Source organism: Candidatus Pelagibacter sp. Uisw_092 (assembly GCF_047729545.1).
In the GTDB taxonomy this organism is placed as follows: Bacteria; Pseudomonadota; Alphaproteobacteria; order Pelagibacterales; family Pelagibacteraceae; genus Pelagibacter.
The window spans coordinates 577,387-590,230 of sequence record NZ_CP159824.1 but is presented as its reverse complement, the minus strand read 5'-3'; the positions used below and the strand labels follow the sequence as shown (position 1 = coordinate 590,230).

The following is a 12,844-nucleotide window of genomic DNA, read 5'->3' as shown; positions in this document are numbered from 1 at the left end:
TTTATTTATCCCAAATAAAATTATTTTTACTTTTGTAATCAAAAGTTTTCGATAGTATGAAGTCCGCAACTAATGTTGAATTAAATTTTTCTAAGTAAATTTTTTTACCATTTTGTGCAATTCTTTTTCTGTCTTTTTCGTCTTTCTTATATTTATTTAGTTTATAATTTAAGTCATTTAAATCATCATAAAAAACTATTTGGTCTTTAGTTAAAAAATCTTTAAAGAAAGTACCACTATCAACAAAAGTTAATAACCCATTACCAATAAGTTGTGCTATACGGTCACTACTGTAATATTTAATTGGTCTTCCACGACTTAAATTAAGACCCATAGAAGATTTAGATATTTTATTCAAAAAGTTGTCTCCCCATATTGGCTGAACATCATTCATGCCATAAATATCAAAATTTATATCTCTATTTTTTTTAATAAGTTTGTTAATAAAAATTTCCCTATCATCAAATTTACCCTTTTTTAACGAACCCCTATGAACACCATGACTCATTGCAAAAAAAACATCATATTCACAGTTATTATTATAATTTTCTAAAACTTCAAATGAACGATCACACGGATTTGGAATAAAGTGTGAATTTTCAATTTTTTTTGATAAAACACTTGGATCAGATGTTAAAAAAGTGGCATCCATTAGACTTTGTTTATCGCCAATTCTTTTAGTATTTTTAATATAATCAGGTCCATATTTTCCTAGTGGATCCAGAAACCATTGGCAAATCTTAATATTATTATTTTTACTTTTAATATAATCCAGAGTTTCTAAAGTTATTGCGTCTGCATGACCTAGTATTAAAGCATCTGCTTTAAAATTATCGTATGAATCTAAGATGGTTTTTTGTAATGCTTTTTTTCCACTAAAATCAGAAATATTTTTGTTCTTATTTATTACATCTCTATCACTAATGTTTAAAACATTGTGACCTAATCTAATAAAACCATTATTTAAACGTCTGCCAGTATTATAATGCAGTCTGCCATTAAATCTGTCATTAAAATTTGTTATATGAAGTAGTTTTAATGGTTTGTTTTTTTTAATATTAAAAAGAATATATGGAATTAATTGCTTCCTAATAGTGTCTATAATATTTGATACAAATTTGTGAGTGTATTTAAAATTTTGATAATTAGCTTTTTGTAAATTAATTAGATTTTTTTTGTTTCTAATTAAACCATCAATAGCCTTAAAAAGTGTATTGCTATTCAAAGACTCCAAGATTATTGCATTAGGTGTTGTTTCGGGGAGGCCACCTTTGTTACTAATTATAACTGCGGACCCTCTACTTGCTGCCTCTAAACTTGTTCTGCCAAAAGGCTCTTCCCATCTTGAACATACAACAGAAATACTTACTTTTTTTAATGTGTTAAGAATATAATCATTATTCTTGAAACCAAATAATTTAAGATTTTTATGTTGAAAAAATAATTTTTCTCTTGGTTCATCACCAAAAACTCTAGCCTCCCAATCTGAATGTTTGTTAAGAATCTTAATTATAGCATCACCAAATAAATCATAACCTTTTGCGCTGTTTAATTTTCCTACAAAGGAAATAATTTTTCTTTTATTTTTAAAATTTATTTTGGTAGAAGATGCTGATTGAAAACAAACAGAAGTTTTTTGAGATAAAAGTTTTTTATTAGGCAAATTTACAAAAAATCTATTTTTAGACCAATTACTATTAAAAATAATCTTGTCAATATTATTTAATAAGAAAATACGTTCATCAATATTTTTTGATCCATTCATCGAAAGAGGGTCATTATGAAAATATAAAATTATCTTATTTTTAAAACTTTTTTTTATTGCTCTTATGTAATTAGGTCTATTATGAACTTCAATTAAATCAGAATTTATTTTTTTCTCGTATTCGAGAAAAGAATTTACATATTGTTTACTTGTGCTTCTAAAAACATTCTTTTTAATATTTATATTTATATAGTTTTTGGATAATTTATCTTTTAAGCTTGTATTTCCAAAAATATACGTAGTATCTTTAAAATTACTTTCTTTTGTAATATCATTTACAAATAATGAAACAGCTCCTGCGTAATTTTTAGCAAAATTTTCTTTATAAGGTAATAATATAGATATTTTCATTATTTAAATTTTTCTAATAATTTTTTTCTTAATGGTTGATTTTTTTTAAGTTTATATTCAAATGACATAGCTTCATTTTTACTTTTAAATTTTTTGGTATAAATTAACAACCATTTATATCCTTTTGTGGATTTAGCACCTTTATTAGAATTGTGTTTTTTTAATCTATTAACAATATTATTTGTATAACCAACGTAAGTTTTTTTTGTGCCAGGTGTGATAGATTTGATCATATATGTGAAATAATACATATTTAATGGCGGTCCCTGGGGGAATCGAACCCCCCTTTGCAGGATGAAAACCAGCTGTCCTAACCGATAGACGAAGGGACCATGTTGAGATCTTTTATTTTAAAAGTCATTATTTATCAAGTTTAATTAATCTAGTGGATTAAATCTCTTATTGTTAATTGAAGAGCTTTTTTATTATTCCAGATATTTTCACTGATTTGACCTATTACATTAATGCTATTTTTATTATTCATTAAGTGTTCGCCAATCTTAGTTTTGATAGAATTAAAAGATATTGATTTAATTGATAATCCTGTTTTTGATTTTAATATTGCTGATATGTGCTTGTTATTTAAGATTGTGGGCTTAATTATACGTAAATCTTTTAACATGAATGTTGGTATTGAGTTTCCTGTACCAAAGGGTTCTAATTTTTTTATGTCATCATAAAAATCTTGATTAAATACCAATGATGAAACTTCAAACTCATATGTAAATATATTATTATTTACATAATTAAATTTTAAAAAATCTTCTAATATATAATTTTCAAAAATTTTAAGATTAGCTTTATTTAACGTAAATCCTGCAGCCATATTGTGACCACCACCATTTACAATTATATCTTTATCTAGTGAATTTTTAATTACACGACCAATATTATAATTATAAACTGATCTTGCTGATCCCTTCAACAATTCATTAGAGGTAGTTATAACTATAGATGGTTTATTAAAATAATCTTTTAATCTTGCTGCAATAATTCCTATCAAACCTTCGTTTATATTTGGATTATAATAAATAATTACTTCTTTATTTTCTTTTTCAATTTTTTGAAAATCAATTTCATTTAATATTAAGGTTTCAATTTCTTTTCTTTTATTATTCAATTTAATTAAATAAGTAGACCTATCTTTGATAATTTGATCATTATTAGAAGATAATAATTCTGTAGCATACTGAGACTTACCCAGTCTTCCACCAGCATTCAATATTGGACCAATTAAATAACCTAAATCATTAATATTAATTTTATTTTTTTTTTCACTTAATTCAAACAAAGTATTAAGAGGCAAATTTTTTGTTATATCAAAGTTTTTAAGAGCATTTAATGCAATTAATCTGTTAAGCTTTCTTAAAGGCATCACATCACACACTGTAGCTAACAAAACATATATCAGATAATTAGATATATTTATTTTACTTTTAATTTCTTTAATTAGTAAATCTAAAAAAAAATAAGCAAGTGAGGTGGCGCATAAATAGTCATATTCTTTATAACCATTATCTTTTTTAGGATTTATAATTGAGTTTGCATTAGGGAACGGTTTGTTAATTTCATGATGATCAATAATTAAAGATTTTATCTTATTTTCATTTAAAAAATCTATTGCTTCATTAGAAGTAGAACCGCAATCGACCATTATAATCAATTTGGGGTTTTCTAAGATCAGTTTTTGAAATAATTTTTTGGTAGCTCCATAGCCATCTTTTTCCCTGTCAGGTATATAATAAAAAAAAGAGTGATTTATACTTTCTAAAAATTTAACAAATAATGATGTAGCTGCAGACCCATCCACATCATAATCACCTAAAATACATATTTTTTCATTGTTATTGATGCAATTAACAACAAGTTTAATAGATTGATTGAAATCTTCATTGTTTAAAAAAACGTTGTTTAAATCTAAATCTGTATTGATTGTTGCAATTTCATCATAATCAAATTTTCTTGAAATAATTAGTCTAGATAAAATATCACTAAAATTAAAATCTTGTTTTAATTTATCAACCAAGTTTTGATTAATTTTTTTTTGTTCCCAATTCTTACCTGAAACAGAAATCATTATACAATAAGATTTGTTCTTTTTATGATTTCTTTAAATTTTAAACTTTTATGAGTAACTAGTGTTTCGGTAGTATATTTATTATCGTTTATTACTACTCCATTCAACATCTCACTTGAGGTAATCCCTGTTGAACAAAATATAGAGTCCCCTTTTATAATTTCATTTAATTCGTATTTTTTATTCAAATCAGTTATTCCCATTTTGTTTGCATCTTTAATATCTTTGTCGTTATCAAAAATAAATCTCCCTTGAAAATGGCAGTCAAAAGCATCAAGAGCTGATGCTGCTAACACTCCTTCTGGTCCACCCCCTATACCTAAAAATATATCAACATTATATTTTGGACTGGTCACATACAATGCACCAAGAACATCACCATCTGTAATCAATTTTATATTAATATTTAGTTGCTTTAATTCATCAATTATTTTTTTGTGTCTTGGCCTATCCATTACACAAGCTGTTAGTGATGAGATATCTTTGTTTAGGAAATTTGCAAGATTTGAAACATTTTTTTTTAAAGAAAAATCTAGATCAACTAATCCTTTTTCAATTGGTACAGTTGCAATTTTATCCATATATGTTTCCGGTGCATTAAAAAGATTTCCTTTTTCAGCAATAGCAATAACTGATGTAGCACCAGGTAAATTGTTCGCTGCAAAATTTGTTCCTTCTAATGGATCAACAGCTATATCAAAAAATGGACCATTCTTATTTCCAAGTTTTTCACCCGTATAAAGCATAGGTGCCTCATCAAGTGAACCTTCACCAATAACAACTTCGCCATTCATGTTTATTTTATTCAATTCAGATCGCATTGCGTCAACAGCTGCTTGATCTGCTGCGATCTTGTCTTTTTTTCCAACCAAATAAGATGATGCAAGAGCTGCTTTTTCAGAAACTTTTAAAATCTGATCAACATATTTTTTATCAATAGACATTAATCTTTTTGAATAACTATTTCAGTAGAATTTATTACACTCTCAAATTCTCTTAGACGTTTATAAACACTTGCCAACTCTATAATGGTAGGCCAAGCTTTTAATAGGTATTGCATAGAACCTTCGACTTTGCCAAAAGCTCTTATAATTTGCTGCATAACACCTAATGTTACAATACCCGCTACAATTGCTGGCGCTAAAAACACATAAGCAGATAGAACATTTGCTTGTAAGTAAGCCATACGACCAATATTAAAATATAAATACCTTGTGTAGCTTAAAAAGTGAATTGAACGAACGTCATCAAATAATTCATTTATTGTTTTAGGTCTAATGTTACCATCATCTTCAGCTACTACTAATATCTTTCTGTATGCAGCCTCTTTTTTTTGTAGATCATATTCTACCCCAACTAAACGTAATATCCAACCTAATCCTATCAAGAATGCTGTACCACCCAATGTCCAAAGCAATGCACCAGTTATCAATCCATATTGCCAATCGCCAAAAAAGAAGATTGGTATACCAACCGATAGCCCTAATAAAATTGGAGTGAATTGTATTAATACCATGATCGATTCAATAAAACTTGTACCTAGAGATTCCATAATACGGGTAAACTTAATTGTATCTTCTTGAACTCTTTGTGAAGCACCTTCTATTTTACGAGCTCTATCATAAACAGAATGATACCATTCCACCATCGCAGTTCTCCATCTAAACAAGAAGTGTGCTGTAAAAAAACTAATTACAACATAAAGAGCTATATACATTCCAGCTAGTGTAATAAATGATGCTAAATTTGCCCAGTACTCTTCTATTGTAATAGCGTTAGGTTTAGCAAGTGCTTTTTGAATCATATCATAGAACACACCAAACCATTCATTTATTTTTACATCAATTTTTACCTGAACCCACAATGATAATAGAATTACAAATGAACCTAACCAAGACCATAATTGCCATTTTTTTTTTGTAAAAAATTTAAACATATAGATTATTTAAGAAAGTTATCAGCGTATGATTTTTTAATTGTTTTTCTTTTTTGTGGTTCAATAATTTCGAAATCTATTTTATTCTTTTTTGCATATTCAACTGCTAGTTCTTTGGTTGAAAATTCTAAATTTAATTCTGAAAGAGTATTAGTGCTTGTCTCCCAACCCATTAAAGGGTTAACACCAGCATTTTCAGTTTCAAATTTGATAACCCATTTGTCAGATTTGCCCAAGCCTGACTGCATGGAATTTTTTGTAGGAATATATATTTTTACTTTTTTCATAAATTGGTCGGGGCGGCAGGATTTGAACCTGCGACCCTCTGGTCCCAAACCAGATGCGCTACCAGGCTGCGCTACGCCCCGATTGAGGTACTAATACATTAGATATTGATAATTTCAAAGAATAAAGAACATCAAAAATAAGGCTTTTTTATAAGAATCAGATATACATCAATAATGATCATCACTTGTAATAATTGTAATAAAAAATTTAATATAGACTCAAATTTAATTCCAGATAAGGGCCGCTTGTTGCAGTGTGCTAGTTGCGATCATAAATGGTTTTTTAAAAAAGAAGTTCTTGAAAACACGGTAAGTCCAATTGATGAAGATATTAGTATTGATAGTGTTAATATTTTTGATAAAAATAACTCATCAACGAACGAAGAAGAAAGTGTATCAGACGTACCTAATGATGATGTTGAAGTAGATTTAGAAGAAGAGTCTAAGAAAAAAATTGAGATTAATATAAATGATAGCACACAAGTAAATGCTAAAACAAAAAAACAAAAAAACATTAAAATATTAAATATTATTATAGTAGCAATTATTTCATTCGTAGCTTTTATAATTATTGTGGATACATTTAAATATCCTATTGGACAAGTTGTCCCAAATATTGAAATTATACTTTATAATCTTTATGAGAGTATTAAAGATATCTCATTATTTATTAGAGATTTAACTTAAAATTATGATCAAAAATCTATCAAAACCTTTTAAATGGTTTTTTCAATTAGAAGCAGCAAGTGGTCTTGTATTATTAATAGCTGCAATTATTGCACTTGTAATAAGCAATTCTAGTTTTAGTAATTTATATTTTGATACTTTAAACCAATACCTGTTTGTTGGTATTAATGATTTTGGTTTAAAACTTTCCGTACATCACTGGATTAATGATTTATTGATGGCAATTTTCTTTTTCTTTGTAACACTAGAAATTAAACGAGAATTTATTCAAGGTGAGCTTTCTAATTTAAAAAAAGCGTTACTTCCAATCATTGGAGCTGTTGGAGGGATGGTCGTCCCTGCTCTAGTCTATATTTTTATAAACTTCGGGAATTCGGAAACATTAAATGGTTGGGCAATTCCATCAGCTACAGACATAGCATTTTCACTAGGAATTTTATCCTTACTTGGTTCAAGAGTTCCAATTTCTTTAAAAATTTTTTTAACAGCTCTCGCTATTATAGATGACCTTGGTGCGATATTAATCATAGCCTTTTTCTACTCTGGTGACTTAAGCATAAGTTATTTAAGTTTAATCTTAATTTCATATATTTTATTACTTACTTTAAATAAATTTGGTGTTAAAAAGTTTATTCCCTATTTAATAATTGGTGCCTTCATGTGGTTCTTCACATATAAGTCTGGAATTCACGCAACAATAGCAGGCGTTCTTTTAGCTTCGACCATACCTCATAGAATTAAAGATAAAGATTTCTCTTTATTAATTAAACTTGAGCATGCAATCAGCCCTTATGTTGCTTTTATGATAATGCCTATATTTGCATTCGCTAATGCAGGCGTATCTTTAGAGGGATTATCATTAACTTCATTATTAGAACCGGTTCCATTAGGTATTCTTTTAGGGTTGTTTGTGGGTAAACAAGTTGGAGTAATGTTGATTTCTTTCGTTGCAGTTAAATTTGGTGTGGCACAAATGCCTGATAAGTCTAACTGGTTAAGTCTATATGGAGTTTCAATATTAACAGGTGTTGGCTTCACAATGAGTTTGTTTGTTGGAAACTTAGCATTTGCTGAAAATATTCAGTATATAGATGGTGTAAAAATTGGTGTTCTTGCAGGATCTTTACTTTCTACAGTTTTTGGATATTTTATATTATTGTATGCTTCTAAAAAAAATTAAGTCATGTTTTATAAAAATAATTTATTAATCCTACTAATTATATCTATGTTCACATTTTTTGAAAAAGTTGATGCTAAATACGAAAAGCTATTTTTTGATCACTCAATAAAAAATATTGATAATGAAGCTATTGATTTAAACCAATACAAAGGAAAAACTATACTTTTAGTAAATGTTGCTAGTAAATGCGGCTTCACTAAACAATATACAGGTCTTCAAGACCTTTATGAGAAGTATAAAGACAGAGGCTTCTATGTAATTGGTGTTCCGTCAAATCAGTTTGGTGGACAAGAACCAGGGTCCAATTCCGAAATTAAGGATTTTTGCGAAACTAATTTTAATATTACATTTCCAATAACTGACAAAACAGACGTTAAAGGTGAAGATGCTCATGATTTATATAAATGGGCAAAAAAAAATTATGGTAACTCGACTGTACCTAAATGGAATTTTCATAAGATTTTAATTAATAAAGAAGGAAAAATACAGGACACGTTCAATTCTTTTATTACACCAATGTCAGATAAAATAACAAAACAAATAGATTTAATTCTATAATCTAACAGTCATACCATCAAAACCAGGAATAATATTTTTAGGTAACCTTTTCTTAATTTTTGAATAATCTATGTCGCTATGCATATTTGTTAGTATAGTTTTTCTAGGAGTAAGAATTTTAACTACTTCCAAAACTTGATCTAAATTGAAATGTGCTGAATGATTACGGTACCATAGACAGTCAATAATTAAATATTCTAAATTTTTTAATTTTTTATAATCTTTCTTAAAGAATAAACTAATATCACTTGCATAAGCTAATTTATTATTAATTAGATAGCATATACTCTTAATCTTACCGTGCTGAACTGGTATTGATTCAATTCTAATCTTTTTATTTTTATCTGTAATTCGATGTTGTTTTTTAAGACTATTGATACTTAAAGTTGATGGATAACCATAAGATGATTTAAAACAATATTTAAAAGTGGAAAGTAAATATTTCTTAGTATTAGAATCCGCATAGACTGGAATTTGCTTCTTGTTTATTAAAAAAAATGGACGAAGGTCATTAATACCATGTGTTTGATCTGCATGAAGATGTGTATAAAAAACTTTGCTAATAGTTTTAATCTTATTTTTTAGAAGTTGTGACCTTAAATCTGGTGATGTGTCTATTAAGATATTTTGATCATTAAATTTAATTAAAGCAGAACATCTTGTTCTAAAATTTTTTTTATTTTTTAAATCACAATCGCCAGAATATCCATCAGCTCTTGGTACCCCCATTGAACTACCACTACCCAAAATGACAAATTTAAGAGACATTATAGGTTGAAAAGTTTATCAAAATTTTTAGTAGTTAAAACGGACATTTCCTGATTAGTCTTTTCTTTTAACATGGATAATTTTTCTAGAGTATACTTGATAAAGCTTGGTTCATTTTTTTTTCCTCTCATTGGTATAGGAGCTAAAAATGGGCTATCTGTTTCAACAAGCAGTTTATCTAAGGGAATATTTTTAAAAGTTTCTTGAAGTTCTAAACTATTTTTAAATGTAATTATTCCACTTGCAGAAAAAAATGCATCTAATTCAAGCAATTGATTTGCAAAATTTAATGAACCGGTAAAACAATGCATTAAAATTTTTAATTTTTCTGATTTATATGATTTTAGGATTTCATATGTTTCATCCTCAGCATTTCTAGAATGTATAATAATAGGCATATTAAGCTCTATAGAAGCCTCTATATGGGCTTTAAAGCTATCAATTTGCCTTTCTATGTTGCTATGATTATAAAAAAAATCTAAGCCAGTTTCACCTATACCTATAATTCGTTCATTTTGATTTATTTGATTTATTATATAATTTTCATCAATCAAAAGACTTTCTTCGGTCTCATGGGGGTGAATACCAAACGTTCCATAAATCATTGGATCTAGTTTAATAATATTCTTTATCCTATCAAAACTTTCTACCGTAGTGCATATTGTTAATAGTTTTGAGATACCAACTTCTTTAGATCTTTTTATAACATCACTTAAATTCTTAAGTAAAGGTTCATGATCTAAATGACAATGAGAATCAATCATTTTTCTTTTCAATTTTTTTAAATAAAATATTTATTTTGTTAATAGGTTTTCCAGATATAAGATAGTCATGTTTTGCAATGGATTGAAAATTAATTGCATCTACATTTAAATTAAAAATCTTTAAGGCTTTTTCTATTGAACCTGGGATTATTGGATAAAGCATGAATGAGATTTTTCTAATCATTTCTAAAGATGTATAGACAATTGTATTTAATCTGTCTTTATCATCTTTTTTTTTCCATGGTTCCTGGTCATTAAAATATTTATTTGCATCAAATAAAGCACTAACAATGAAATTAATATAATAATTAATATTTTGATTATCAATTTCAGTACGTATAGCTGTTAAATTATCAGTAAATTTATTTAGCATCACTAAATCTTCATCATTAAATTTTCTATTATCTGGTACAGATGAGGAGCAATTTTTCTCAGCAAATGCAGTAACTCTTTGACATAAATTTCCGTAATTATTAGCTAAATCACTATTGATACAATCCTCCAACCTATCTTGTGAAATGTTACCATCATTACCAAATGAAACTTCTTTAATTAAATAAAATCTTAAGGGATCAAGACCGTAAATTTCAATAATATCTAAAGGATCAAGAATATTTCCTTTTGATTTGGACATTTTTTCATCACCAGATAAAATCCAGCCATGACCATAAACTTTCTTAGGTAAAGGTATTTTTGCAGCCATTAAAAATGCAGGCCAATATACAGAGTGAAATCTTAATATATCCTTACCTATTAAATGAACAGATGCAGGCCAAAATTTTTTAAACAGTGCATCATTTGTATCTGGATAGTTTAAAGCGCTTATATAATTAGTTAGAGCATCGAGCCAAACATAAATTACATGATCTGGACAGTTGGGTACCTTGATTCCCCAAGAGAATGCTTTACGACTTATAGATAGGTCTTTTAATCCGCCTTTTACAAAGCTAATTACTTCATTTTTTCTAGATTTTGGTGAAATAAAGTCAGGATTTTTTTCATAATAATTTAGTAATTCATCTTGCCATTTAGACAGTCTAAAAAAATAAGACTTTTCCTCTATCCATTCAACTGGAGAACCAGATGCAGTTGCTATCTTAATGTTTTCTTTTTCAGTAATCTCGTCATCACCATAGAAAGCTTCGTCAGAAACAGAATACCAGCCCGAATACTTCGATAAATAGATATCATCATTTTTTTCTAGCTCGCTCCATAAGTGTTGAACTGTTTTTTTGTGTCTTTCTTCAGTAGTTCTAATGAAATCAGTATTAGATAAATTTAATGTTTTTGAAAGATCTCTAAATGTTTGACTAATTTCATCACAAAAAACCTGAGGATCAACTTTTTTTTTCTCCGCTGCTCTTTGTATTTTTAAACCGTGCTCATCAGTCCCTGTTAAAAAATGAACGTTAAAACCATCTATACGTTTAAATCTGGCAAAAAAATCAGCAGTAATGCTTGAATATGCATGACCCATATGAGGTTTCGCTGATGGGTAGTAAATTGGAGTTGTAATATAGTAATTTTTATTCATTTATAATAACTTTGATTTAAACTCTAAAAACAAACTTTCCTCATCCAGATTAAATTTTTCTGTATCATAAATTCTTTTTATAAATTTATGATAAAAATTAATTAGGGAAATCTTTGTATTTGTTATCATGTATGTTTTTAAAAAGAATAACTCAATTAAGTTTACTAATAAAACTTTAATAGGTTTATTTTTCTTGTAATAATTATTTTCTATTATTAAGTTTATAAAACTCGAAATTGTATGATCCTTTAAATTAATTGATTTATCTTCAGCAAAATTAAATAAACTAATGATTTCACCGGGAGAATTATAATAACTTAGTAAGTCATAATTAACAAAATCAAGTACATTTTTTTCAAGTATTGAGTTTGAGATATTTATTGAATTATTAAATGTTAAACTAATCTTAAATGTTAAACATCGTGATTTAAGAGTGGGTAGTATATTTTTTTCACTATTGTTTATTAAGATAAAAAAAACATTTTCATTTGGCTCTTCAATGATTTTAAGTAGGGCGTTAACAGAATTCTTATTTAGATTTTCAACATTATCTATTAAAATAAATCTTGCCATATTATTAAATGTTGATTTATTTGTATAATTAATCATTTCACGTATTTGACCCACATCAATACTTTTTTTTTCAGTTAATAGATCTATTAAATAGAAATTAGGATGTGAGTTATTTTGTAAAAGTTTATAGGATTTATTATTCTTATTGATACTAAAATTTTCTAAATTATATTTGTACTCCTCATTTTCGGATAAAATATAGTTTATTAAATGATAGGCTAATGTTGATTTTCCTGATCCTTTTTTTCCAGATAGTAAAATTTTATTAGGTATTTTTTTCTGTTTATATAATCCAACTAATTCGTTAAAGAAATTTTCCATACCATAAATCTTAGTGTTTTCTGATGGTTTTAAATTCATAAAT

At 27.3% G+C, this 12,844-nt stretch carries 13 protein-coding genes and 2 tRNA genes; 3 read left to right on the top strand and 12 right to left on the bottom strand.

Annotated features, from left to right (window positions below):
- Position 1 precedes the first annotated feature (1 nt).
- The 8 genes from ABXT63_RS03155 to ABXT63_RS03120 all read right to left on the bottom strand — a co-directional run bounded on the left by ABXT63_RS03155 (position 2) and on the right by ABXT63_RS03120 (position 6,497).
- A complete protein-coding gene (locus tag ABXT63_RS03155; protein WP_415321772.1) occupies positions 2-2,116 on the bottom strand; it encodes a glycosyltransferase in 2,115 nt (704 codons plus the stop codon).
- A complete protein-coding gene (locus ABXT63_RS03150; protein ID WP_415321770.1) occupies positions 2,116-2,367 on the bottom strand; it encodes a GIY-YIG nuclease family protein in 252 nt (83 codons plus the stop codon). The genes ABXT63_RS03155 and ABXT63_RS03150 overlap by 1 nt, the downstream gene beginning before the upstream one ends.
- A 6-nt stretch (positions 2,368-2,373) precedes the next feature.
- Positions 2,374-2,448 (bottom strand) — tRNA-Glu (locus ABXT63_RS03145).
- Between the two features lie 50 nt (positions 2,449-2,498).
- Entirely contained in the window at positions 2,499-4,193 is a 1,695-nt protein-coding gene (gene recJ, locus ABXT63_RS03140; RefSeq protein WP_415321768.1) for a single-stranded-DNA-specific exonuclease RecJ, read from the bottom strand.
- Complete coding sequence (gene glpX, locus ABXT63_RS03135) at positions 4,193-5,137, bottom strand: class II fructose-bisphosphatase (RefSeq protein WP_415321766.1); 945 nt, start codon at positions 5,135-5,137, stop codon at positions 4,193-4,195. Before glpX ends, recJ begins: the two co-directional genes overlap by 1 nt.
- Positions 5,137-6,129, bottom strand: coding sequence for a putative transporter (locus tag ABXT63_RS03130; protein WP_415321764.1), 993 nt, complete (start codon positions 6,127-6,129; stop codon positions 5,137-5,139). The genes glpX and ABXT63_RS03130 overlap by 1 nt, the downstream gene beginning before the upstream one ends.
- A gap of 5 nt (positions 6,130-6,134) precedes the next feature.
- Positions 6,135-6,416, bottom strand: a complete 282-nt coding sequence (locus tag ABXT63_RS03125) for an ETC complex I subunit (protein ID WP_415315842.1) — start codon at positions 6,414-6,416, stop codon at positions 6,135-6,137.
- Positions 6,417-6,420: 4 nt separating this feature from the next.
- Positions 6,421-6,497: transfer RNA gene (locus ABXT63_RS03120), tRNA-Pro, on the bottom strand.
- Between the two features lie 93 nt (positions 6,498-6,590).
- Here ABXT63_RS03120 and ABXT63_RS03115 point away from each other — a divergent pair.
- The 3 genes from ABXT63_RS03115 to ABXT63_RS03105 are packed head-to-tail and all read left to right on the top strand — an operon-like array spanning position 6,591 to position 8,841.
- Positions 6,591-7,103: a zinc-ribbon domain-containing protein gene (locus ABXT63_RS03115; RefSeq protein WP_415321762.1), complete on the top strand. Its 513-nt coding sequence runs from the start codon at positions 6,591-6,593 to the stop codon at positions 7,101-7,103.
- Between the two features lie 4 nt (positions 7,104-7,107).
- Positions 7,108-8,283 (top strand): Na+/H+ antiporter NhaA, encoded by a 1,176-nt coding sequence (nhaA, locus tag ABXT63_RS03110; RefSeq protein ID WP_415321760.1) that lies wholly within the window; start codon positions 7,108-7,110, stop codon positions 8,281-8,283.
- Between the two features lie 45 nt (positions 8,284-8,328).
- On the top strand, positions 8,329-8,841 hold the full coding sequence (locus tag ABXT63_RS03105) for a glutathione peroxidase (protein ID WP_415321758.1): 513 nt from the start codon (positions 8,329-8,331) through the stop codon (positions 8,839-8,841).
- Here the strand turns inward: ABXT63_RS03105 and ABXT63_RS03100 are convergent.
- The 4 genes from ABXT63_RS03100 to ABXT63_RS03085 are packed head-to-tail and all read right to left on the bottom strand — an operon-like array spanning position 8,836 to position 12,840.
- The gene (locus tag ABXT63_RS03100) at positions 8,836-9,609 is read right to left on the bottom strand and encodes an MBL fold metallo-hydrolase (RefSeq protein WP_415321756.1); all 774 of its coding nucleotides are present in this window, start codon (positions 9,607-9,609) and stop codon (positions 8,836-8,838) included. The genes ABXT63_RS03105 and ABXT63_RS03100 overlap by 6 nt on opposite strands.
- Complete coding sequence (locus tag ABXT63_RS03095; RefSeq protein ID WP_415321754.1) at positions 9,609-10,373, bottom strand: TatD family hydrolase; 765 nt, start codon at positions 10,371-10,373, stop codon at positions 9,609-9,611. Before ABXT63_RS03095 ends, ABXT63_RS03100 begins: the two co-directional genes overlap by 1 nt.
- Positions 10,366-11,907 (bottom strand): methionine--tRNA ligase, encoded by a 1,542-nt coding sequence (gene metG, locus ABXT63_RS03090; protein ID WP_415321752.1) that lies wholly within the window; start codon positions 11,905-11,907, stop codon positions 10,366-10,368. Before metG ends, ABXT63_RS03095 begins: the two co-directional genes overlap by 8 nt.
- Positions 11,908-12,840, bottom strand: coding sequence for an AAA family ATPase (locus ABXT63_RS03085; protein WP_415321750.1), 933 nt, complete (start codon positions 12,838-12,840; stop codon positions 11,908-11,910).
- Positions 12,841-12,844: the final 4 nt, after the last annotated feature.

Bases quoted from the DNA above. Each gene is read 5' to 3' on its own strand.
- ABXT63_RS03155 (WP_415321772.1), bottom strand. From the start codon at position 2,116: ATGAAAATATCTATATTATTACCTTATAAAGAAAATTTTGCTAAAAAT.
- ABXT63_RS03150 (WP_415321770.1), bottom strand. From the start codon at position 2,367: ATGTATTATTTCACATATATGATCAAATCTATCACACCTGGCACAAAA.
- recJ (WP_415321768.1), bottom strand. From the start codon at position 4,193: ATGATTTCTGTTTCAGGTAAGAATTGGGAACAAAAAAAAATTAATCAA.
- glpX (WP_415321766.1), bottom strand. From the start codon at position 5,137: ATGTCTATTGATAAAAAATATGTTGATCAGATTTTAAAAGTTTCTGAA.
- ABXT63_RS03130 (WP_415321764.1), bottom strand. From the start codon at position 6,129: ATGTTTAAATTTTTTACAAAAAAAAAATGGCAATTATGGTCTTGGTTA.
- ABXT63_RS03125 (WP_415315842.1), bottom strand. From the start codon at position 6,416: ATGAAAAAAGTAAAAATATATATTCCTACAAAAAATTCCATGCAGTCA.
- ABXT63_RS03115 (WP_415321762.1), top strand. From the start codon at position 6,591: ATGATCATCACTTGTAATAATTGTAATAAAAAATTTAATATAGACTCA.
- nhaA (WP_415321760.1), top strand. From the start codon at position 7,108: ATGATCAAAAATCTATCAAAACCTTTTAAATGGTTTTTTCAATTAGAA.
- ABXT63_RS03105 (WP_415321758.1), top strand. From the start codon at position 8,329: ATGTTCACATTTTTTGAAAAAGTTGATGCTAAATACGAAAAGCTATTT.
- ABXT63_RS03100 (WP_415321756.1), bottom strand. From the start codon at position 9,609: ATGTCTCTTAAATTTGTCATTTTGGGTAGTGGTAGTTCAATGGGGGTA.
- ABXT63_RS03095 (WP_415321754.1), bottom strand. From the start codon at position 10,373: ATGATTGATTCTCATTGTCATTTAGATCATGAACCTTTACTTAAGAAT.
- metG (WP_415321752.1), bottom strand. From the start codon at position 11,907: ATGAATAAAAATTACTATATTACAACTCCAATTTACTACCCATCAGCG.
- ABXT63_RS03085 (WP_415321750.1), bottom strand. From the start codon at position 12,840: ATGAATTTAAAACCATCAGAAAACACTAAGATTTATGGTATGGAAAAT.